This is a genomic window from Nonomuraea polychroma, from assembly GCF_004011505.1.
GTDB classification, from domain to species: Bacteria; Actinomycetota; Actinomycetes; order Streptosporangiales; family Streptosporangiaceae; genus Nonomuraea; species Nonomuraea polychroma.
In genome coordinates this window covers 2,021,708-2,043,164 of the sequence record NZ_SAUN01000001.1, presented here as the reverse complement: position 1 = coordinate 2,043,164, position 21,457 = coordinate 2,021,708, and the positions used below count along the sequence as shown (strand labels likewise).

The 21,457-nt window shown below is 72.1% G+C and carries 19 protein-coding genes, 1 pseudogene and 1 riboswitch; all 20 genes and pseudogenes read right to left on the bottom strand.

The annotated features are described in order from the left end of the window. Positions 1-92: 92 nt before the first annotated feature. The 20 genes and pseudogenes from EDD27_RS09060 to coaBC all read right to left on the bottom strand — a co-directional run bounded on the left by EDD27_RS09060 (position 93) and on the right by coaBC (position 21,457). Positions 93-545 carry a PH domain-containing protein gene (locus tag EDD27_RS09060; RefSeq protein ID WP_127931995.1) on the bottom strand — a complete coding sequence of 151 codons (453 nt, stop codon included), beginning with the start codon at positions 543-545 and terminating at the stop codon, positions 93-95. Between the two features lie 19 nt (positions 546-564). Further along, the gene (gene ribH, locus EDD27_RS09055) at positions 565-1,032 is read right to left on the bottom strand and encodes a 6,7-dimethyl-8-ribityllumazine synthase (protein ID WP_127931994.1); all 468 of its coding nucleotides are present in this window, start codon (positions 1,030-1,032) and stop codon (positions 565-567) included. 138 nt (positions 1,033-1,170) lie between these two features. Next, the gene (locus EDD27_RS09050; RefSeq protein ID WP_127931993.1) at positions 1,171-2,388 is read right to left on the bottom strand and encodes a bifunctional 3,4-dihydroxy-2-butanone-4-phosphate synthase/GTP cyclohydrolase II; all 1,218 of its coding nucleotides are present in this window, start codon (positions 2,386-2,388) and stop codon (positions 1,171-1,173) included. After that, the gene (locus EDD27_RS09045) at positions 2,385-3,050 is read right to left on the bottom strand and encodes a nicotinamide mononucleotide transporter family protein (protein WP_127931992.1); all 666 of its coding nucleotides are present in this window, start codon (positions 3,048-3,050) and stop codon (positions 2,385-2,387) included. The genes EDD27_RS09050 and EDD27_RS09045 overlap by 4 nt, the downstream gene beginning before the upstream one ends. Beyond that, positions 3,047-3,637, bottom strand: a complete 591-nt coding sequence (locus EDD27_RS09040; protein WP_127931991.1) for a riboflavin synthase — start codon at positions 3,635-3,637, stop codon at positions 3,047-3,049. The genes EDD27_RS09045 and EDD27_RS09040 overlap by 4 nt, the downstream gene beginning before the upstream one ends. Then, positions 3,637-5,139 carry a bifunctional diaminohydroxyphosphoribosylaminopyrimidine deaminase/5-amino-6-(5-phosphoribosylamino)uracil reductase RibD gene (gene ribD / locus EDD27_RS56365; protein ID WP_127931990.1) on the bottom strand — a complete coding sequence of 501 codons (1,503 nt, stop codon included), beginning with the start codon at positions 5,137-5,139 and terminating at the stop codon, positions 3,637-3,639. Before ribD ends, EDD27_RS09040 begins: the two co-directional genes overlap by 1 nt. A gap of 105 nt (positions 5,140-5,244) precedes the next feature. Further along, positions 5,245-5,375: riboswitch (FMN riboswitch) on the bottom strand. A 77-nt stretch (positions 5,376-5,452) separates the two neighbouring features. After that, positions 5,453-6,262, bottom strand: a complete 810-nt coding sequence (locus EDD27_RS09030; RefSeq protein WP_127931989.1) for an oxygenase MpaB family protein — start codon at positions 6,260-6,262, stop codon at positions 5,453-5,455. 42 nt (positions 6,263-6,304) lie between these two features. Next, a complete protein-coding gene (locus EDD27_RS09025) occupies positions 6,305-7,501 on the bottom strand; it encodes a TolB-like translocation protein (RefSeq protein ID WP_127931988.1) in 1,197 nt (398 codons plus the stop codon). After that, positions 7,498-8,004 carry a SigE family RNA polymerase sigma factor gene (locus EDD27_RS09020; protein WP_127931987.1) on the bottom strand — a complete coding sequence of 169 codons (507 nt, stop codon included), beginning with the start codon at positions 8,002-8,004 and terminating at the stop codon, positions 7,498-7,500. The genes EDD27_RS09025 and EDD27_RS09020 overlap by 4 nt, the downstream gene beginning before the upstream one ends. Before the next feature lie 104 nt (positions 8,005-8,108). After that, complete coding sequence (gene rpe, locus EDD27_RS09015; RefSeq protein WP_127931986.1) at positions 8,109-8,771, bottom strand: ribulose-phosphate 3-epimerase; 663 nt, start codon at positions 8,769-8,771, stop codon at positions 8,109-8,111. A gap of 13 nt (positions 8,772-8,784) precedes the next feature. Further along, a complete protein-coding gene (locus EDD27_RS09010; RefSeq protein ID WP_127931985.1) occupies positions 8,785-9,762 on the bottom strand; it encodes a phosphatase PAP2 family protein in 978 nt (325 codons plus the stop codon). A gap of 80 nt (positions 9,763-9,842) precedes the next feature. Further along, a pseudogene (locus tag EDD27_RS09005) lies at positions 9,843-11,237 on the bottom strand (RsmB/NOP family class I SAM-dependent RNA methyltransferase); the annotation flags it as partial. Positions 11,238-11,413: 176 nt separating this feature from the next. Beyond that, the gene (gene fmt / locus EDD27_RS09000) at positions 11,414-12,340 is read right to left on the bottom strand and encodes a methionyl-tRNA formyltransferase (RefSeq protein ID WP_127931983.1); all 927 of its coding nucleotides are present in this window, start codon (positions 12,338-12,340) and stop codon (positions 11,414-11,416) included. Between the two features lie 4 nt (positions 12,341-12,344). Next, positions 12,345-12,893: a peptide deformylase gene (gene def, locus EDD27_RS08995; RefSeq protein ID WP_127931982.1), complete on the bottom strand. Its 549-nt coding sequence runs from the start codon at positions 12,891-12,893 to the stop codon at positions 12,345-12,347. A gap of 52 nt (positions 12,894-12,945) precedes the next feature. Beyond that, a complete protein-coding gene (locus tag EDD27_RS08990; protein WP_127931981.1) occupies positions 12,946-14,283 on the bottom strand; it encodes a hypothetical protein in 1,338 nt (445 codons plus the stop codon). Between the two features lie 37 nt (positions 14,284-14,320). Continuing rightward, positions 14,321-15,790, bottom strand: coding sequence for a hypothetical protein (locus EDD27_RS08985; protein WP_127931980.1), 1,470 nt, complete (start codon positions 15,788-15,790; stop codon positions 14,321-14,323). Positions 15,791-15,839: 49 nt separating this feature from the next. Continuing rightward, entirely contained in the window at positions 15,840-18,215 is a 2,376-nt protein-coding gene (locus EDD27_RS08980; RefSeq protein WP_127931979.1) for a primosomal protein N', read from the bottom strand. A gap of 223 nt (positions 18,216-18,438) precedes the next feature. Further along, the gene (metK, locus tag EDD27_RS08975) at positions 18,439-19,626 is read right to left on the bottom strand and encodes a methionine adenosyltransferase (protein ID WP_127931978.1); all 1,188 of its coding nucleotides are present in this window, start codon (positions 19,624-19,626) and stop codon (positions 18,439-18,441) included. Positions 19,627-19,755: 129 nt separating this feature from the next. Beyond that, entirely contained in the window at positions 19,756-20,079 is a 324-nt protein-coding gene (locus tag EDD27_RS08970; protein WP_127931977.1) for a hypothetical protein, read from the bottom strand. 169 nt (positions 20,080-20,248) lie between these two features. Beyond that, the gene (gene coaBC, locus EDD27_RS08965) at positions 20,249-21,457 is read right to left on the bottom strand and encodes a bifunctional phosphopantothenoylcysteine decarboxylase/phosphopantothenate--cysteine ligase CoaBC (RefSeq protein ID WP_127931976.1); all 1,209 of its coding nucleotides are present in this window, start codon (positions 21,455-21,457) and stop codon (positions 20,249-20,251) included.

Sequence of the window (21,457 nt, the reverse complement as noted above, 5' to 3'; positions counted from 1 at the left end):
TGATTGTCCGCCGCAGCACGCCTTCAGGCTACGTCGGCACCCGGCTCGACGATATTCCCGCCCGCCGTCAATCGCGCGCGGCGGGCGGCGCGTCAGCGCTCCCGTGCCTCCCCGCGCTCCCGGATCAAGGCCTCCAGTTCGGCCGTGGACCGGCGGGCGCGGGATTTCTCGGAGCCCTGGATGCCCATGGCGCTGATGGTGCGCCCGTCCGAGAAGTCGATCTTCGGCCACGGGTCCCCCACCAGCAGCGTGACCTCCAGGATCTCCGGCCACGTATACCGATGCGTGCGGACGGCGTTGACGATCGTGATGCCCTCCTCGTCGGCCTCCACCCGCACCCGCCCCAGCAAATGCAGCACGAACGCCACCGCGCACCCGAACGCCACGATCGCCACCCGGTCGGGCAGTTTGAACGGCTCGGCGATGAAGACGGCCATGACCACCGCCCCGAGCACGATCAGCGCGGCGAAACCGTAGGCGACGATCCTGGGCCGGCGCGGACGCCAGGTGACGGGCAAGGCTGGAGGCGGGACGGGCTCGGGCACGAGGGAAACCTACCGCAGCTCAGCCGAGGTTCCGCAGCAGGAGGGCGGTCTCGAGCGCGGCCACGGTGGACTCGTAACCCTTGTCCTCCTTGCTCCCCGGCAGGCCGGACCGATCAAGGGCCTGGTCCAGGGTGTCGCAGGTGAGGACGCCGTTGCCGACCGGGGTCTCCTCGTCCAGCGAGATCCGGGTCAGGCCAGACGTCACCGAGTCGCAGACATAGTCGAAGTGGGCGGTCTCGCCCCGGATGACCGCGCCCAGCGCCACGACCGCGTCGCAGCGGCGGGCCAGCGCCTGCGCGACCACCGGGATCTCCAGCGAGCCCGCCACCCGGACCACGGTCGCCCTGGCGCCGCTGTCGTCGCAGGCCTGCACGGCCCGCGCCACCAGCTGGTCGGTGATCTTGGCGTGCCAGCTGGCCGCCACCACCCCCACCGTCAGCCCTGAGGCGTCGGGCGCCGTGGCGCTCGGCCGCCCTTCTCCGCTCATGCGGCCTCCTCCGCCGGCCACATGAGCGGAGCCCGGCTGTGTCTATTTGATCGCTCGCTACGCTCGCTCATGCGGCCTCCTCCGCCGGCCACATGAGCGGAGCCCGGCTGTGACCATGTGATCGCTCGCTAAGCTCCCTCATGACGCCTCCGAGATGTCGTGGCCGAGGCGGTCGCGCTTGGCCATCAGGTAACGCTCGTTGAAGGGGTTCATGGCCACGGGCATGGGCTCGCGGCCGAGGACCTTGATGCCGTACCCGTCCATGCCCTTGAGCTTGGCCGGGTTGTTGGTGAGCAGCCGTACCGACTTGATCCCGAGGTCGGCGAGAATCTGCCCGGCGTTGGAGAACTCCCGCGCGTCCACCGGCAGCCCCAGCTCCACGTTCGCGTCGACGGTGTCGCTGCCGTTGTCCTGCAGGCTGTACGCCTTGAGCTTGGCCAGCAGGCCGATCCCCCGGCCCTCGTGGCCGCGCAGGTAGACGATCACGCCGCGGCCCTCCTGGGCGACGGCGGACATGGCGTTGTCGAGCTGCACGCCGCAGTCGCAGCGCAGCGAGCCGAACACGTCACCGGTCAGGCACTCGGAGTGGGCCCGGACCAGGACGTTCTCGCCGTCGCCCAGGTCGCCGAAGACGAGCGCGACGTGCTCGCCGCCGTCCAGGGCGCTGGCGTAGCCGTAGGCCCGCCACATCCCGTACACGTTCGGCAGGCGGGTCTCCGCGACCCTGGTGACCATGCTCTCGGCCCGCCGCCGGTAGTCGACGAGCTGCTCGATGGAGACCAGGGCCAGATCGTGCTCGTCGGCGAAGCGGCGCAGCTCGGGCAGCCTGGCCATGGTGCCGTCGTCGTTGACGACCTCGGCCAGCGCGCCCGCCGCCGACAGCCCGGCCAGCCTGGCCAGGTCCACGGCCGCCTCGGTGTGCCCGCGCCGGGCCAGCACGCCGCCCTCCTGGTAACGCAGCGGGAAGATGTGCCCGGGGCGGACGAGTTCGTTGGGCTCGGTGGCCGAGTCGGCCAGCGTGCGGATGGTCTTGGCCCGGTCGGCGGCCGAGATGCCGGTGGTGACGCCGTCGCGGGCGTCCACGGTGATCGTGTACGCCGTGCGCATGCGCTCCTTGTTCTGGAACACCATGAGCGGCAGCCCCAGCCGGTCGAGCTCCTTGCCCTCCATGGCCACGCAGATCATCCCGCTGGTATGCCTGATCGTGAACGTGCACAACTCCGGCGTGGCCTTCGCGGCGGCGAAGATGAGGTCGCCCTCGTTCTCGCGGTTCTCGTCGTCGACGACCACGACGGCCTTGCCGTTGCGGATGTCCTCGATCGCGCGCTCGATCGGGTCGAGCGTGATGTCGCTCATGGCGTCACCGCCTCGGCCACGGCCAGCGGGGAGGACCGGTATTCGCGCAGCCACTTCACGAACCCGATGAGGACCAGGACGAAGAAGACAGCGTAGACGGCTCCGGAGACCACCAGGCCCGAGCTGAACGCCAGCGGCACCCCGACCAGGTCAACGGCCACCCACACGATCCAGAAGTCCACCAGCGCCCGGCCCTGGGCCCAGGTGGCGAGGGCGCTGCCGACGAAGATGTAGGCGTCGGCGGCCACCAGGAAGGCGCCCTTCGGCAGGGGCTCGTGGGCGCCCCACGACAGGCCGGTGACGAAGAACAACAACCCGACCACCACCGTGCCCAGCAGCATGAGGCCGATCAGCAGCAACCGCTCCCTCCGCTCGGCGGGCCTGATCGGCAGCTGCTTGCCGTCCTGCGTGCCGCGCCGCCACGCCCACCAGCCGTAGACCGCCAGACCCGCGAACATGGCCTGCTTGAGCGCGTTGCCGGTGATGTGCGCGTTGATGGAGGCGATGAACAGCAGCACCGAGCCGGTGAACTGCACCGGCCACGTCCATATCGATTTCCGCATGGCGAGCAGGACCGTGGACAGCGCGGCGATGTTGCCGATCAGGTCCGTCCAGAGCACGTGTGTGCCGAATACGGTGAATCCGGCGTTAGCCCAGTTCACTGCCTGGCCACCAGCCTTTCCACATACTTCGCGATCACGTCGACCTCGATGTTCACCACGTCGCCCACCTGGCGTTCGCCCATGGTGGTGAGCTTCAGCGTGGTCGGGATGAGACTCACGCCGAAGCTTTCGTCGTCAACCGCCGTGACCGTCAGGCTGATTCCGTCGATCGCGATCGAGCCCTTCTCCGCGACGTACCGGCCCAGCGGCTCAGGCAGGGAGAACCGCAGGTCGTCCCAGCTGTCGCCGGGGTGGCGGGACAGCAGCACGGCGGTGCCGTCCACGTGGCCCTGCACGATGTGGCCGCCGAGGCGCTGGTCGGCGCGGACGGCCCGCTCCAGGTTCACCGCCGAGCCCTCGGTGAGGCCGCCCAGGGAGCTGCGGTCGAGCGACTCCTTGATCACGTCGACCGTGAAGACGTCCCCCTCGGTCTTCACGACGGTGAGGCACACGCCGTTGACCGCGATCGAGTCGCCGTGCTTGGCATCGGAGGTGACGATCGGGCCGCGTACGGACAGCAGGGCGCCGCCGCCGGCCCGGTCGATGGCCACGACCTCGCCCTTTTCCTCAATGATTCCGGTGAACATCACTGCTCCCTGCCTGGTTGTGCGATGGGCCGGGCGATTAGCCGTACATCCGGCCCGATGGGGGAAATTTCGTCAAATGTCAGGCGGTGCATGAGGCTGATCGTCTCCACCCCGGCCGCGCCGAGCGCGGCCCGCCCTGAGCCCAGCAGCGCGGGCGCGATGTACGCGACCACCCGGTCGACCAGGCCTTCGCGCAGGAACGCGCCGGCCAGCGTGGGGCCGCCTTCCACGAACACGCTGACGACCTCACGCGCGGCCAGCTCGAGCAGGAGGGCGTGCAGGTCCAGGCCGTCTCCGTGGCGAGGCAGGCGCAGGAGCTCGGCTTTGAGATCGGTGGTGACGTCGTCGGCGACCGCGATCAGCGTCGGCGCCTCGTCGTCGAGGACCCTGGCGTCCGGCGGTGTCCTGCCCTCGGTGTCGACGACGACCCGCAGCGGAGCCCGGACACCTGCGACCCCGCCGGCACCCGCCGCGGCCGCCGGCTCCTCCTCGGGGACCAGATCGTTCACCAGCCTGACGGCCGCCACACCGCCGACGCCCGTCACGCGCCCGTCGGCCGCCGCCGAGTGCCCGGCATCCGCTCCGTCGCCGCGCTCGGCGTTGTGATGGACGCCTGCGGTGCGGTGACCGGCGAGGGGTTCCACGGCGCCGTCCGCGCGCACCGTGCCCGCCACGCGCCCGCTTGCCGCGGCACGTGCGGCGGCTGCCGTCGCGGCATGCTCACCGCCACCGCCGTCGCCGGCGTGCGAGCCGCCCCAGGAATCGGCATGTGCGCCAGAGCCGACGTCCAAGCCGGAGCCCACCCCGGCCGCATGGCCGAGGTCGGCAGTGGAGCCGTCGTTCGCGGCGAGAGGGGGGTCGGCGGCGGGGCGGGCGGTGAGGCGGGGGTCGTCGGACAGGACCGTGCCGATGCCCGCCACGATCGCGTCCGCGGCCGCCCGCCACCGGTGCACGTCGGCCCGCGCCTCCGGCGAGGTGATCCACTGGCTGGTCCCGTCCTCGGCGGCCGACCTGCCGTCGAGGGTGGCGGCGAACTTCCAGGTCACATGTGAGCGCCCGAGCCGCGCATAGGTGAGCCACTCCTCGTTGACCCGCTCGGCCGCGCCCGTCAGAACCCCCATCGTCACGGCGACCCCGCCGGCCCGCAGCCGCGCGGCGCCGCCCGCCGCCTTCGGGCTGGGGTCGGCGACCGCGACCACCACCCGCGCGATCCCCGCGTCGAGCAGCGCGCGGCTGCACGGACCCGTCCGCCCGGTGTGGTCGCAGGGCTCCAGCGTCACGTACGCGGTGCCGCCTCTGGCCCGCTCTCCCGCCTGCGCCAGCGCCACGACCTCGGCGTGCGGTCCGCCCGCGTACACGTGGAACCCCTCGCCGGCCACCACACCGCCGGAGTCGACCACGACGCAGCCCACGACGGGGTTGGGGCTGGTGGTGCCGTGTCCGTGCCCGGCCAGCTCGACGGCGCGCGCCATGTGCGCGACGTCCTGCTCGGGTATCTCCACCCGGGTCTCCTACTCGCCAGTAGCTCCAAGCCACGGCGGGCCCCGGGGGACTCGAGTGATGCACGCATGCACCACAGAAGGCATCCGGCAGGTATGCCGGACACCTCGCGCGCTACCTCCCATCCGGACTTTAACCGTCGGTCCCGGAATTTCACCGAGTCAACCGGCCGATGGCATCGGCCGGGTCGCGGACTATCACCGCCGGTTCGGAGTTTCACCGACCCCGGAGCACGCTAGCTTTCTTCCGCTATCAGTGTGCCATGCCCGAAACAACGGGCGCGACCACCCCCACCGTTTTGACCAAGCGTCCGCTTCAGGCCGCCGTCAGCCGGTGCGCGCGGCGAGCCGCCGGTGAGTAGCGGACCTGGGCGGGGACCAGTCCGAGCCCGGTGTGCAGGGTGCGCAGCGTCGCGGTCGCCCACAGGTCGCCGACGGGCGTGGCGGGCAGCCCGTACAGTCTCCTCGCCCAGCGCGGCAGCGTGGCGAAGGCGAGGATCATCAGCGCGGGCACGGCGGGCTTGAGCGGGAACAGCAGACGCGGGAGCGGCGCGTTGAGCGACAGGCGCAGCGGGTGGGCGGCCTCGGGCACGAAACGCAGCCCGGGACGGGCGGCCTCGATGTAGTCGTGCAGCTCGGCCACCGAACCGGGCACCTCCGCGCCGTCCAGCCCGACGACCTCGGCGGCCCGCCGCCACTCGTGGACGAACGTGTCCGCCTCGTCGTCCGTCAGCCGCACGCCCGCCCGGCGGGCGACGGACAGGTAGGAGTCGACCTCGCCGACGTGTACCCAGCGCAGCGCCTCCGGCTCGTCCAGGCGGAACGTGGCGCCGGTGTCCGGGTCGTAGGCGGTCAGCCTGGCGTGGATCTTGCGGACCCGGCGGCCGGCCTTTGCGACCTCGGCGCAGGTGCCGTACGTGCGGACGCGGACGAACTCGGTGGTGCGCACGAAGCGCGACCACGCCTCGTCCGGATCCATGAGCGCGGAGTTCTGCAGCACTCCGCGCATCGCCCGCGGATGCAGCCCCTGCATGAGCAGAGCCCGGATGCCGCCGACCAGGAGGATGGGTTCCCCCATCACCCGCCACGTCACCGAACCGGGGCCGAAGATCCCATGGTCGCCCATAAGTGGATAGTTACCCAGCCCGGGGATGACGTTAACGAATTGCTACTTGATCCTGATGAGGTCGATCATGTAGAGGTCGTCCCCGATCGTGTAGCTGAGGAGCCGGCCTGTCGGGTCCGTGGACGGCAATCTGATGGAGTTGCCCTCCCCCCGGATGCCCAGATAGCCCGACTTGCCGCTGTCCAGGTCGTACAGCCCCACGCCCACAGGCATCCTGTCGCCGTACGCCGAAACGTAGAAGCGGTCCTGGGTCGGCGGCATGGCTGTGCTCACGTCGCCGGGCACGTTCTTCTGCGTCGAGCCGTCCCGTTGCCGGAAGAAGACCTCGCCCTCCGCGCTCCTGCCCAGGCAGATGGTCACGCCGCAGGTGCGTAGTTGTTCGCCGGGGTGAGTGACGGCCGTTCTGGTCTCGCCGGTCTCCAGGTTCTGGATCCGGCCGAACCGGGTGCCGGTCGGCTCCCCGCCCATCCCCGGCGTGCCGGCCCACGGCCAGGTCAGCAGATGCATCCCCGCACCCGCCTCGACCGGCTCCACCATGCCGCCCTCGAGGGGGACGGTGAAGACGCCGCCCACATACAGAGAAAAAACGATCTTGTCGTTGACGACGGCGAGCCCGTCGATCCCGCTGCCGTCGTCGCCCTCCGGGATGCGCTGATCGGCGACGATCTCGGCCTTGCCGCCCTCCAGCGGCACGGCCCAGAGATGCGCGACGGAGTCGTCCGTCGCCGTCCACCAGACCACGTGACCGCCGCCCACGGCGAAGCCGTTGGCGAAGCCTGTCGTGCCTTCAGGCACCGGCACGGTGACGATCTTGCGATGCGCGTTGCTGCCGAGGTCGTAAGCGTAGATGGCGCCGGTTCCCTCGGAATCTGCCTCCATGAGCAGCGTGTGGTCGTCGATGAACGTGGCCGGGCGCCACGCCTCTCCGTCGGGCCCCTTCGCCGGGAGCTTCCGCACCGCCTCCGGCCAGACCTTCTCCACATGCTCGGACGGCGCCGCGGAGCGCGGCCCCGACGCGGCCTCGCCCTGGACGACCGTCGTGATGTCGCCACCGCGCAGCACGGCCGCGGTCCCGCCCGCCACGAGGATGACGGCCGCGGCGGCCAGCGCCGTCCGGGCCCGTCGCCTTCTCCGCGAGTGAATGCGTTCGAGCCGGGCGGGCAGCAGGCCCGGCAGCCGGGGTGCCTGGTCGGCCGCTTGGCCGAGCGTCCTGCGCAGGATCTCCTCGACGTCGCTCATCGTACGTTCCCCCTGGTCATCGGGCTGTCCTCGCTTGGCATGGCGAACCGGAGCTTGTCCAGCGCCCGGGAGGCCTGGCTGCGGACCGTTCCGCGGGAGATCCCGAGCACGGTGGCGATCTCGGCGTCGTCGAGTTGCTCGTAGTAACGCAGCACCAGCACGGCGCGCTGCTTGCGGGGCAGCCCGGCCAGCGCCTGCCACATCCTCTGCTCGTCGCCACTGGGCAACGCGTCGTGGTGCTCCCGCTCAGGCGGGTCCCAGGCGAGCTGCTCGCGCCTGCGCAACCGCCAGCCGGCGATGTGCAGCCTGGCCATCGTGGTGCGCGCGTAGCTCTCCGGGTTGTCCTTCAGACGCAATCGATGCCAGGCGCCGCGCAGCTTGAGCAGCGCCTCCTGGACCAGGTCCGCCGCATCGTGCGGATTGCCGGCCAGCACGTAGCCGTAGCGCAGGAGCGCGTCGCCGCGTTCGGCGACGAACTCCGCGAAACGGGGATCGCCTTCCAACAGTTCTCGCCCTTCGTCGTTCCTTCTCCTCCGAGAGGAACAGGCCGCGGAAACTGTTGCACGCCCGTCGAAAAGGCCCCGCCAGACGGATTAAGGGGGATATTTCACGCCATGGCGCGGGTGGCGGCGGCGCGCAGCTCGTCAACGGCGGCCACCGGGTCGGAGGCGCCGTAGACGGCGCTGCCGGCCACGAACACGTCGGCGCCCGCCTCGGCGCACCGCCCGATGGTCTCGGCGTCCACTCCCCCGTCGACCTGCAGCCAGATGGCCCCGCCGTGCCGCTGGACGAGCGCCCGCGCGCGGCGGATCTTCGGCAGCACCACGTCGAGGAACTTCTGCCCGCCGAACCCGGGCTCGACGGTCATCAGCAGCAGCATGTCGATCTCGCCGAGCAGATCCTCGTAAGGCTCGACCGCGGTGGCCGGATTGAGCGCGAGCCCGGCCCGCGCGCCGAGGGAGCGGATCTCGCGCAGCGTGCGGATCGGGGCCCTGGCCGCCTCCGCGTGGATGGTCACGCTGCCCGCCCCGGCCTCGGCGTACTGCGGCGCCCAGCGGTCGGGATCAGCGATCATGAGGTGGCAGTCGAGCGGCGTCGCGGTCGCCTTGCGCAGCGCCTCGACCACGGGCAGCCCGAGGGTGAGGTTGGGCACGAAGTGGTAGTCCATGACGTCGACGTGCAGCCAGTCGGCGTTGGGCACGGCGGCGGCCTCGTCGGCGAGCCTGGCGAAGTCGGCGGCGAGGATGCTGGGCGAGATCTGTACGGCCATGATTTTCCCCAGTCTAGTGAACGGGCTGGGCCTGCCTCGCCGGGGACATCAGCCCGAGCCTGATGAACGTCACCGGTGCCCCCAGCTGCACCCAGAGCGCCAGCACCGCGTATCCGGCGTACGCGACCACGCCGGTCCTGGGCAGCAGCTCGCCCTGGACGTACCAGATGAGCACGGCCACGGCGGTGCCGAGCAGCCAGCGGGCGACGCGCAGGCCGAGCGGGCCGCCCGCGTCGAACCAGCCGATCCTGTGCATGATCGACGCCCCGGCCAGCGTGCCGAAGAGCACGCCCGCCATGGTGACGACCGTGGTCAGGCTCTCGGGTGCGATCTGGCCTGCCGAGCTCCAGGCCGCGGGCGGGGACCAGCCGGCGTACGGCGCATTGGCCAGCGCGGCCGCGCCGATCAGCGCCACGGACAGCGCGGCCGAGGCCGCCAGCTGCGCCCAGAGCTCCAGCCCTCGCCACCACGCCGTCAGCGGGCGTTCCAGCTTCAGCACGAGGAGCAGCACGGCCGCGCCGAGCAGCACCCCGGCCACCACGTCGGAGACGAAGTGCACGCCCAGATAGACGCGGCTCAGGCAGACCAGCGTCACGAGCCCGCCGGCCGTCCACCATGCCCCGGGCCTGGCCGCCGTCACGGCCAGCCGGCCCAGGCCGGCGGTGCCGTTCTGGGCGTGACCCGACGGCAGGCCGAAGGCGCCTTCGACGGAGAGCGGGCGCACCCGGGGGTCGATCCAGTAAGGCCTGGGCTGGTGTGCGGCCAGCTTGGCGACGGCGTTGGCCGCCGCGGAGACCATGACCGTGAAGGCCAGCCGGAGGGCGAGCCTGGGATCGACGCACCAGTAGAGGAGGGGCAGGCACAGCAGGAAGAACGTGTCCGTGCCGAACACGGACACGAGCTCCATCACCGGCCGCACCGAGTCCGGCCACTGCTGGAGCCAGACGATCGGCTCCAGCTCCGCTCTATGAAGGTCGTCTAGGAAGTCCACGGCATCGATCCGACCACACCTGCCCCTGAGAACAACAAATCAACCGATCGCGGCGATTCGTTCGGCGTCCCCGGCGGCACTCAGGGCCGCTTGCGGAACAGGGCCAGGAACATGGCGTCGGTGCCGTGCCGGTGCGGCCAGAACTGGGCGTGCGGGCCGTCTCCCAGCCCCTCCACCTCGGGCAGGTAGTCGCGGGCGTCGAGCTGCTCGACGTCGTCCCTGCGCCCGGCCACGTCCCCGACCACGACGTGGGTCTCGGCGAGGTGCGGCGAGCAGGTGACGTACGCCACGACGCCGCCCGGCCGCACCGCGTCCAGCGCCGTGCCGAGCAGCCGCCGCTGCAGCCTGCCGAGCTCGGCGATGCCGGACGGATCGCGCCGCCACCGCGCCTCGGGCCGCCGTCGCAGCGCGCCGAGCCCGGTGCACGGCGCATCGAGCATGACCCGGTCGAACACGCCCGGCCGCCACGCGGGCTCGGTCCCGTCCGCCGTCACCACGGACGCGTGCCGGGTGGTCTGCCAGACGAGCCGCGCCCGGTGGTACTGCACGTCGGCGGCCAGCAGCCGGGCCCCGCCGGGGAATCCGGAGGGATCGCCGTGGGTGGCGACGGCGTCCAGCAGCCCGCTCTTGCCACCGGGCCCGGCGCACATGTCGAGCCACAGCTCCTCGCCCTCCCGCTGGACCGGTACGCGGGTGAGGGCGAGCGTCACCAGCTGGCTGGCCTCGTCCTGGACGGCGGCCCTCGTCCCGGCCACGGCCTCGATCCGCCCGGGATCGCCTTCAGGCAGGTATGCGGCGTAGGGCGAGTAGCGTCCCGGGGTGGCGCCCGCGTCCTCGAGCTCCTTGACCGAGCTGCGCCCGGGCCGGGCGACCAGCGTCACCAGGGGACGGGCGTTGTCGGCGTCGAGCAGGTCGGACAGCTCGTCGTCACCGCCCAGCGCGTCGCGGAAGGCCGAGACGATCCACCGCGGATGGGCGTAGGCGACGGAGAGGTGGCCGACGGGGTCGTCGGCCGGGTCCGGTGCCACGATGGGCAGCCATTCCTCGATCGTCCTGGACGCGATCTTGCGTAGGACCGCGTTGGCGAACTTGGCGGCGCCGGGGCCGATGCGCAGGCGTACGAGGTCGACGGTGGTGCCGACGGCCGCGTGCGGCGGGACGCGCATGCGCAGGAGCTGGTGCGCGCCGAGCCGCAGGGCGTCGCGCACGCCGGGGTCGGGCATGCGGTCGCTGCACAGCTCGATGATCGCGTCGTAGGTGCCGAGACCGCGCAGCGTGCCGTACGTGAGCTCGGTGGCCAGCGCGGCGTCGCGGCCCTTGATGCCGCGCTCGCGCAGGAGGCGAGGGAGAAGCAGGTTGGCGTAGGCGTCGCGCTCGTCCACGGCGCGTACGACGTCGAAGGCCGCGTTGCGTGCCGGGTCGCGCGGCGCCCCCCGGGGCCCGCGCCCCCGACCAGGACCACCCCCGGCCCCTCGGCCCGCGCCACCGCCGGACTGCCCAGCCCCGCGGCCCGCGCCACCGCCGGACTGCCCAGCCCCGCGGCCCGCGCCACTGCCACGCTGGCCCGCGCCACCTCCGGCCCCGCGACCTGCGCCGCCACCGGCTCCTTGGTCCCTCCTGGCCCTCATGCCGTCAGACCTTCCCCTTCGGGTCACTCGAAGGTCTCTTTGCCGTCGGGGCGGACGCCGCGAGCCCACTCGACGGCCTCCATCAGGCGCTTGCCCTGCGGCTGCACCTCGCTCAGCAGAACGGCGTCGGTGGCGGTGCCGACCAGCACGGTCGTCTTCGTGGCGGCGATCTCGCCGGGCGCCAGCCGCTCGCCGGGAGCCGGCCGCACCGGCCCGAGCTTGATCCGCTGGCCCCTGAACTCGGTCCAGGCCCCAGGGCTGGGCGTGCAGGCCCGGATCAGCCGGTCCACGTGCATGGCGGGCTTGGCCCAGTCCACCCGGGCGTCGTCGACGTTGATCTTGGGGGCGATGGTCACGCCGTCGGCCGGCTGGGGCCGGGCCTCCAGGACGCCGTCCTCGACGCCGTCGAGGGTGGCCGCGAGCAGCCCCGCGCCGGAGACCGACAGCCGCTCCAGCAGCGTCCCGCTGGTGTCGGTGGTGCGGATCTCCTCGGTGACCACGCCGTAGACGGGCCCCGCGTCCAGCTCCTTGACGATCTGGAACGTGGTCGCGCCGGTGATCTCGTCGCCGTGCAGGATCGCGTGCTGGACGGGCGCGGCACCACGCCAGGCGGGCAGGATCGAGAAGTGCAGGTTGATCCACCCGTGGCGGGGCACGTCGAGCGCGGACTGCGGCAGGAGGGCGCCGTAGGCCACCACCGGGCAGCAGTCAGGCTCCAGCTCGCGCAGCCGGTCGAGGAAGGCTGGGTCACCCGCCTTGGGCGGACGCAGCACCTCGATGCCCGACTCCTCGGCCAGGGCGGCCACCGGCGACGGGTGGACCTTGCGTCCCCGCCCAGACTGGGCATCCGGACGGGTGACGACCGCCACCACCTCGTGCCGCGGCGAGTCGATCAAGGTGCGCAGCGACGGCAGCGCCGTCTCGGGTGTGCCCGCGAAGACCAGACGCATGCCCTCAGAGCGCCTTTCCGCCGGTCGCGTGCGGCGAGTATTTGACCACCGGGGCGGACAGGCCGCTCCACTCGGCCTCGCGGACCGCCTTCATGGCCAGCTTGCGCTGCTTGGGGTCCATGCGGTCGATGAAGAGGATGCCGTCGAGGTGGTCGGTCTCGTGCTGGAAGCAGCGTGCCATGAGGTCGGTGCCCTCCAGCACGACGGGCTCCCCGTGCATGTTGAAGCCCTTGGCGACGGCGCGGATCGCGCGCGGCGTCGGGAACGACAGACCGGGGAAGGACAGGCAGCCCTCCTCGCCCTCCTCGTCGAGCTCCGAGGACAGGTCGAGGTCGGGGTTGATCAGGTGGCCGAGCTGGTCGTCCACGTAGTAGGTGAACACCCGCAGGCCGACGCCGATCTGCGGGGCCGCGAGGCCCGCGCCGGGCGCGTCCATCATCGTGTCGGTGAGGTCTTTGACCAGCTTGCGAAGCTCCTTGTCGAAGTCGACGACGGGGGCCGCCGGGGTGCGCAACACCGGGTCTCCGAACAGCCGGATCGACTGGATCGCCAAGGGGTCACTCCTGTTTCTCGAGCTCCGCGTCCGCGAGCTCCGCGAGCATTGATCAGCCCAGTTTAGTGTGCTCGAGCGACCGCGCCTTCATCGCGGCTTTGCGGGCCGCCTTGGCCACCGCCTGGTCGTCGTGGGCCGTGGCCAGCATGTCGAGAACGGCGATCGTGTCGGGGTGGCCGACCCCGGGCATCTCGGCGACCAGCTTGATCAGCTCCTCTCCCGGCTCGGGCGGGTCGAGCCGGCCCGCAGCGGGCCCGGACAGGTGCATGAGGGCGGCCAGCGAGTCGACCGCGATCCACGTGTGGTCCTCGGGGCTGAGCGGCGGGGCCTCCAGGTCGCGGATGTGCAGCCAGGAGGCGGCGTAGCGGCGCGTCATCGGGTGGTCGAGCGCCTGCCTGACGGGCGCCTCGGCCTCGGGGCCCAGCTCCTCCAGGATCGCGCCGACCGTGCCGCGCTGGCCGGCCGTGCCGGACGCGGCGATCTCGATCAGGTCGCGGGCGGCCGACTCCGGCGAGCGGCGCTCCAGCCAGCCGGCGACGGCGCTCTGCGTGGCCGAGCCCTTGGCGAGCGCCTCGACCAGCTCGGCCGCCGACAGGTCGGCGAACACCTCCACCTCTTCGGTGGTCGGCGCGTCGTGCCCCTCGCGCAGCAGGTCGCGGCGGATGGCCCAGACGCCGAGCGGGGTGAGCGCGGTGCGGCCCGCGGGGGTCTGCTCGACCAGGCCGCAGTAAGCCAGCAGCGACAGCGCCTCCAGCAGCTCGGCGGGCAGCGCGGCGGCGATCCTGCGCATCTCGACGGGCCCGGGCGCGCAGGCGACCTCGTGGGATTGCAGGATGCCTCTGGCGAGGTTGGCGGTGGCGACGCCGGAGCGCACGGAGTAGATCGTGGCGAGCATCTCGGCCAGGTGGCCGTCGACCACGGCCGACCCGGTCAGGCCCTCGTCGGCGCGGTCGAGCACGTCCATGACCACGCCGTCCCAGAACTCCAGCGTCGCCTCGACCGTCAGCCGCATCGACAGCGGCCCGCGGGAGACGCGGCCGCCGATGATCCGCAGCAGCCCGGTGTTGACGGCGACGATCCAGACGAGCCTGAGCCGGGCGGCGGGCAGGCCGAGCTCCGCGGCGGCGGCCGCCGCGTCACCCTCGCCGAGGTGCCCGTCGGCGCTCACGTCGCGGCTGCCCGTCCAGGCGGCGAGCCTGATGGCGTCGGCCACGAGAGGCACAGCGGGCACCGCCGCGGCCAGCTCGGCGTCGGGCGCCAGCAGGACCGGCGGGAACGTCAGCGCTTCGTGCTCCTCCACGGGAGGCTCCTCGGCCGGACGTGGCGGCACCGCGGCCTGCTCATCGATCAGCTTGCGCAGCTCGGAGAGGTCGAAGACGTTGTTGGCCACCCACGAAACTTACTGCACAGCAGTCACATGAGCGTACTCAACGGATGGCACGGGAACGGGCTTTGAACGCGGCCTTGCGTGCCGCCTTGGCGACCGTGGTGTCGGGGATGGAGCGTCCGAGCAGCTCCAGGACCTCGACGACGTCGGGGTGGTCGACGCGCCACATTTCCTCGATGAGATGGGCGGGCGGTCCGGAGGCGGCCATGTTCTCGGCGAAGATCTCGGGGGCCTCCTCGGCCGCGGGCATGGCCAGCGCGAGCATGTCGACGCTGACCCAGAGCAGCTCCTCCTGCGTGAGCTGGGGCGCGGGCAGGCCGCGGGCGGCCAGCCAGTGGATGGCGTGCGGCCGCAGCTCCTGGTCGTCGAGGTAGTCGCGCACCTGGGGCGCGGCTTCCGCGCCGAGCCGGTCGACGATGGTGATGGCGATGCCGCGGGCCACGGCGGGCGCGCCGGAGGCAGCGGCCAGCAGCTCGCCGGCTGCCTCGCCGGCCGTCCTGCCGGTCAGCCAGCGGCTGATGTCGTCCTCGGCGAGCTCGGCCGGCACGCCTTCGAGCAGGCCCTCGATGAGGCCGCGCGCGTCGGCCTCGGCCAGGTCGGGGGCCTGCGGGGCGTCGAGGCCGAGCGACAGGTAGTGCTCGCGAAGCGCCCAGACGGCCAGCGGGGTGAGCTCCGCGTCGTCGCCGTCCATCGTGACCAGGCCGCACCAGGCCAGCCGGTCGAGCACGGCGGCCAGGCCGGGTCCGCCGTCGCCGGCGATCTCGTCGAGGTAGTCGCCGATCACGGTGACGGGCACGCGCACCTGCAGCCGGTAGAGCATGTCGAACAGGTCGTAGAGGCCCTCGTCGACCTCGGTGGAGCCGGTGATCGCGCCGCGCGTGTCTCGGTCGAGGATGCGGCCGACGGTCTCGGCCCATTCGCGCAGTGGCTCGCCGGTGCTCGGCAGCGGCCGCTCCTTCAGCATTGGCACGGTCCTGAGCGCGGCGAGGAGCTCCTCGGGCGGGGCCAGCCTGGCGGCGGGCAGCGGGGCGCAGCCCGGGCAGTCGCAGGGCGCCTCACCCAGGTCGGGCAGCTCGCCGGACGGGATGGCGATCGACTGCTCGAGTGATTCGGGACCGATGGAGCTGAACAGGCTCTTGGCCATGCCGAAGTTGGCCGGGTCGGCGAGCGCCTCGGGCATGCGCGGCTCGATGTCGTTGAGCCGCTCGCGCATCCGCGCCGCCCGCTCCTCGGGCACCACGCCCGCCTCGCTGAGGTAGTCGACCAGGCTACGGGCGGCAGCGATGGTCTCCGGCGCGCTCTCCGGAGGCGCGATGACCTTGCGCGGATAGATGGAAAGAAGCAGCTCGTCGAAGGTTTCCGGAGCGAAATCACCGAGTTCGTTGACGTTGAGGTAGTCGCTGGCGTAGTCGCAGAGCAGGCGGACCTCGTCCGCATCGACCTCGACTTCCCGCGCGCGCCCCCAGGCACGCAGGTCGTCGATGGCCTGGTTCACCCATTCGATCGACACAGAGGCACGCTAACGGCTGGTCACCAGATGAGCGAATCGGGGAAATGGTCTAAATCAGGTCGAGGGGGTCGACACTGACCCTCACGACATCTGGCGTCTTACGCGCCGCGCGTACCCCACTGGCCCCCTTGAGCGCGGCGGCCAGCGCGCCACCACCGTTCCTGGGCACGCGGATCATGGCGCGTTCCTGGCCGGCGTCGTCGACGGGGACGGGGCCGAGCACCTGGGCGTCGGGCGGGAGGCGCACCTCGTCGAGCATCTGCCGGACCGCACTCGCCGCACCGGTGAGCGTCGCCATCCTGACCGCGGGCGGAAAGCCGAGCTCGGCGCGGTCGGCCAGCTCGCGCTCGGCGTGGGTGACGGGGTCCCACCGCAGCAGGGCCTGTACGGCGGGCAGCGCGGCGTCCGCCAGCACCACCAGCTCGGCGGCGGGGCGGAGGAGCGCGGCGGCGTTCATCCAGCGGCGCACGGCCTCCTCGCCGGCCCGCAGGTCGGCCCGGCCCAGCAGGGCCCACCCGTCGAGCAGCACGGCAGCCGCGTAGCCGCCTTCTGCCACGGGTTCGGCGCCGGGCGTGGCGACGACCAGGGCTCTGGTGGCGGGCACGGAGGCCAGCACACCGTCGCGGCCGGACGTGCGTACCTGGATCGACGGGAAGGCCCTGCCCAGCTCCTCGGCCGTGCGCCGGGCCCCGACGACCACCGCGCGCAGGTGCGGGCTGCCGCAGGAGGGGCAGCGCCAGTCGGCGTCCACCCGCCCGCACCAGCGGCAGTAGGGGGCGGCGTGGCCGCCTCTCAGCGCCAGCGGCCCGTGACAGAACGGCTCCGGCTCGACCTGCACCCCCGGCACCGCGCCACCGCCCAACGGCCCCACGGCCCCCGCACCATCGTCGTGCGGGCCGGCCGTGCCGTGGGACGCCGGTCCACCGAGGGACTCATAGCCGCCAGGCCCTCCCCGGGCGCCTGAGCCGCCCTGGCCCCCGAAGGGAGGCTGCCCGGTGGGGTTGTTCACCGGCGGCGCCGTCGGGCCGTCCAGCCGGAGCGCGCCGAGCGGGCCGGCCAGTGGAAGTGCCGTCGGAGACCCCGCGCCGGGCGCGGCGCTTCCCGGGACGGCCGCGGCCAAGAGCACCGGGGCCATGCGGGTCGGGGGGAGGGTGCAGCGGGCAGGGGTCCGGCAGTGGCGGCAGGCGAGGGCGGGCAGGTAGCCGCGCCTCGGAACCTGGACCAGCACGGGGCCGCTCTCCAGTCCCTGGCGCAGGGCCCGCCAGGCGATGCTGGGCAGCCTGGCCTGGCGGGCGGCCTGGTCCTTGGCCAGCTCGGCGTCCTCTCCGGCGGGCCGCACCCGTGGGGCGAGGCTTCTGATCAGCGTGCGGGTGGCCACGATGGGCCGGGCCCAGCGGCCGGCGATGAGCTGGGTGGCCTCGGCCGTGCGGGCGTATCCGCCGATCAGCATGGCGGCGCCGGTCCTGTGTGCTCTGAGGCCGAGGACCTCGCGCGCGTGGGGGTAGGGGGCCAGGCGTTCGGCGTGCAGGTCGTCGCCGTCGTCCCAGATGGCCACCAGGCCGAGCTCTGCCACGGGGGCGAACATGGCGGCGCGGGTGCCGACGACGGTGCGTACCTGGCCTCTCAGCAGCTTCAGCCACCGTCTGTAGCGCTCGGCGGGACCCAGGTCGGCGGTGAGCGCTACGTGCCTGCCGGGCCCGAGCACGCGCGTGAACTCGCCGTCGGCCAGCGCCACGTCCTTGCCGTCGGGGACCACGACCACGGCCCCCCTGCCGCCGTCCAGCGTCGCCCGCACGGCCTCGGCCATCGCCCCGGCCCACCCTCTGGCGCCGGGCACGGCTGACCAGACGGCCCGGGGCGCACGCCCGTTGCGCAGCGCGTCCAGGAAAGAGGGGCCCGTGGGGTACGCATCCCAGGCGCTCGGGTCCGGCGGCGGCTCCTCCGCCGCCACCACGGCCGGCGGGGCGGCGTCCGAATCGTCCGGCTTGGGGGTCTCCGCCTCGACCCTGGCGTGGCGGGGCGGTATGGCGAGGCGGAGCACGTCGGTGAGGGTGCCGGCGTATCGGTCCGCGACCGCTCTGGCGAGCCCGGCGATCTCCGGCGTCAGCACCCGCTCCGGGGACACGACGCGTTCGAGCGGCGTCAGCCTGCCCTCGTGCTCGCTCTCCTCGACCCGTTCCAGCAGGAATCCGTCGGCGAGCTTGCCCGCGAACCGCACCCGCACCCGCACCCCCGGCTGGGCCGTCTCGTGCATGATCGCGGGAATGAGGTAGTCGAAGAGGCGGTCGAGGTGCGGCAGCGGGCTGTCCACCGCCACTTTCGCCACCGGCCGCTCAGGAGCCGGGACGACGGCGCCCTTGGTGTCCTTCGACGCCGGCGGCCGCACGGCGTCCAGCGGCAGAAGAGCGTCGTCGGAGTGGGTCACGCATAACGTCTACCAGACGCCGCCGACCCGGAACGCCCACACGTCGAGCCCGGAGCCCTGCGGCGGCGCTCTTCCAGAACCCGCGCGGCCTGACCCGCCGCACCGCCAGATCCCTCCGAGCGGGGTCGAGTTCGTGCACGAACATGTGGTCAAGCCGCAAAGCCCAGAGGCGTGCCCTCATGCGAAGGCCACGCCTCTGGGCGTCGGAAGAAAAGGGCGGGCGTCAGAGGCCGGCAGCGGTCCGCAGAGCCTCGGCGCGGTCGGTGGACTCCCAGGAGAAGCCCTCACGGCCGAAGTGGCCGTAGGCGGCGGTCTCCGAGTAGATCGGCCGCAGCAGATCCAGATCCCGGATGATCGCGGCCGGACGCAGGTCGAACACGTCCAGCACAGCCGCCTGGATCTTCTCCACCGGCAGCTTCTCGGTGCCGAAGCACTCCACGAACAGACCCACCGGCTGAGCCTTGCCGATCGCGTACGCCACCTGCACCTCGCACCGGTCAGCCAGACCGGCCGCGACGACGTTCTTGGCGACCCAGCGCATCGCGTAGGCCGCCGAACGGTCCACCTTGGACGGGTCCTTACCGGAGAAGGCGCCGCCACCGTGCCGGGCCATGCCGCCATAAGTGTCGATGATGATCTTCCGGCCGGTCAGGCCGGCATCACCCATCGGGCCGCCGATCTCGAACCGCCCGGTCGGGTTGACCAGCAGCCGGTAACCCTCGGTCTCGATGTCCAGACCCGCCAGCACCGGGTCGACCACGTGCTCCTTGATGTCCGGCGCCAGCATCTCCTTGAGGTCGATCTCGGCCGCGTGCTGCGTCGAGACCACCACCGTGTCGAGGCGGACCGGCCGATCACCGTCGTACTCGATCGTGACCTGCGTCTTGCCGTCAGGACGCAGGTAAGGCACCGTGCCCGACTTGCGCACCTGCGACAGCCGCTGCGCCAGACGGTGCGCCAGCGTGATCGGCAACGGCATCAGCTCAGGAGTCTCCCGGCAGGCATAACCGAACATGAGGCCCTGGTCACCGGCCCCCTGCCGGTCCAGCTCATCGCCATCGCCGTCCACCCGGTGCTCATAGGCGTCGTCCACGCCCTGGGCGATGTCGGGCGACTGCGCGCCGATGGACACCGACACACCGCACGAGGCGCCGTCGAAGCCCTTGTGGGAAGCGTCGTAGCCGATCTCCAGGATCTTCTCCCGGATGACGCCCGGAATGTCGACGTAGGTCTCGGTCGTGACCTCGCCTGCGACGTGAACCTGGCCGGTAGTGATCATCGTCTCGACGGCGACCCGGCTCTTCGGGTCGTCCTTGAGCATGGCGTCGAGAATCGCGTCACTGATCTGGTCGGCGATCTTGTCCGGGTGGCCTTCGGTGACCGACTCGGAGGTGAACAGGCGACGTGACAACTCAGTGGCTCCTCATGCAGCGGCTGCTGACGAATTCAAGGCCCCGGACACAGGGAGATGCCAGGGCCTCGCCGAAGTCTAGCCCTACCCGGTGCCGAGTCGCGAAACCGTACACTATCTGGCCCCCGATCACAGGTCGAGGAAGGGATCGGGTGGCAGGGTCTCCGGCGCGAAGATCTCCGCGTCGGCCGCCGACACCACCGCGACGTATTCCTCGTCGAACTCGAACGCCATCGAGCCTAGCCTGATGATCGGCCCAGGCAGGATAGGACCGAGCCGGGTGTGTCGCGGGAATTCGGCGAACACCGAGACCGGACGGTCACTCCTGAGCGTCCTGGTGGCCAGCACGGCTATGGACGCGTCCGTGACCACGATCAGGAAATGCCCCGTACCCGCCGGATCCGCGGATAATGCCGGGAAGACGTAGTGGATCTCTCCCTGGTCTCCGAGCACTGTTCTACAACGATCCCTGACAGCGGAACCCACCGGCATTCTGTCCCCCTTTGCCCCAAGTATCCGTAGGCGTCCGGGGGCGTGGCAACAGCTGATCGGGTAATCGGTCTTGCACGATTTGTACGGTCTTCGCCCCGCGCCTCACACGCCGTCCGCGTACCGCCAGGTCTCAGGCGAGGCGCGTGGCGACCAGGTCCCAGACGGCGTCGGCGAGGTCCTCCTTGGGCCCGAGCGGCACCTCGACCGGCTCCCCGCCCGCGACGAGCACGGTGGCGGCGTTGTCGGGGGTCCCGAAGGCCAGGCCCTCCCCCACGCGGTTGACGACCAGCAGGTCGCAACCCTTGCGTGCGAGCTTGGCCTGCCCGTTGGCGAGCACGTCGTGCGTCTCGGCCGCGAACCCCACGATCACGTGCGGGCACGCCCCACCGGCCCCGTCCGGCGCCTCGCGGCGGCGCTCGCCCAGCTCGGCCAGGATGTCGGGGTTCTTCGTCAGGCGGATGGGCTCCGGTTCCGCATCCGTCTTCTTGATCTTCGCCTCGTGCCGCGCCGCTGGCCGGAAGTCGGCCACGGCCGCGGCCATCACGACCACGTCGGCGTCGCCGGAGGCGGCCAGCACCGCCTCACGCAACTGCGCCGCCGACTCCACCCGCACCACAGTGGCTCCGGCCGGATCGGGCAGCGCGACGTTGGCGGCCACGAGCGTCACCTCGGCGCCCCGCGCGACCGCCGTGCGGGCCAGCGCGTATCCCTGCAGGCCGGAGGATCGGTTGCCGATGTAGCGAACCGGGTCGATCGGCTCGCGGGTGCCGCCGGCGGACACCACGATCTTGCGCCCGGCCAGGTCGCGCGGCCGGCCGCGCAGCACACGCAGGCAGACCTGGAAGATCTCGGCCGGGTCGGGCAGGCGGCCGGGTCCTGTGTCGGCGCCGGTGAGCCGCCCGACGGCCGGGTCGATCACGACGGCGCCGCGCTCGCGCAGAGTCGCGACGTTGGCGCGGGTGGCGGGGTGCTGCCACATCTCGGTGTGCATCGCGGGCGCGAACACGACGGGGCACGTCGCGGTCAGCAACGTGTTGGTGAGCAGATCGCCGGCCAGCCCGTGCGCGGCCCTGGCCAGCACGTCGGCGGTCGCGGGCGCCACCACGACGAGGTCGGCCTGCTTGCCGATCCGCACGTGGGGCACCTCGTGAACGTCGTCCCACACCTCCGCCGACACGGGGTTGCCCGACAGGGCGGCCCAGGTGGGCGCGCCCACGAACTTGAGGGCTTCGCGGGTCGGGACGACCCGCACCTCGTGCCCGGACTCGGTGAACAGGCGCAGCAGCTCACATGCCTTGTACGCGGCGATGCCGCCGCTGACGCCCAGGACGACCTTCAT

Bases quoted from the DNA above. Each gene is read 5' to 3' on its own strand.
- fmt (WP_127931983.1), bottom strand. From the start codon at position 12,340: ATGCGTCTGGTCTTCGCGGGCACACCCGAGACGGCGCTGCCGTCGCTG.
- rpe (WP_127931986.1), bottom strand. From the start codon at position 8,771: ATGGCCGTACAGATCTCGCCCAGCATCCTCGCCGCCGACTTCGCCAGG.
- EDD27_RS09025 (WP_127931988.1), bottom strand. From the start codon at position 7,501: ATGAGCGACGTCGAGGAGATCCTGCGCAGGACGCTCGGCCAAGCGGCC.
- EDD27_RS09040 (WP_127931991.1), bottom strand. From the start codon at position 3,637: ATGTTCACCGGAATCATTGAGGAAAAGGGCGAGGTCGTGGCCATCGAC.
- EDD27_RS09030 (WP_127931989.1), bottom strand. From the start codon at position 6,262: ATGGGCGACCATGGGATCTTCGGCCCCGGTTCGGTGACGTGGCGGGTG.
- EDD27_RS09050 (WP_127931993.1), bottom strand. From the start codon at position 2,388: ATGAGCGACATCACGCTCGACCCGATCGAGCGCGCGATCGAGGACATC.
- coaBC (WP_127931976.1), bottom strand. From the start codon at position 21,457: ATGAAGGTCGTCCTGGGCGTCAGCGGCGGCATCGCCGCGTACAAGGCA.
- ribH (WP_127931994.1), bottom strand. From the start codon at position 1,032: ATGAGCGGAGAAGGGCGGCCGAGCGCCACGGCGCCCGACGCCTCAGGG.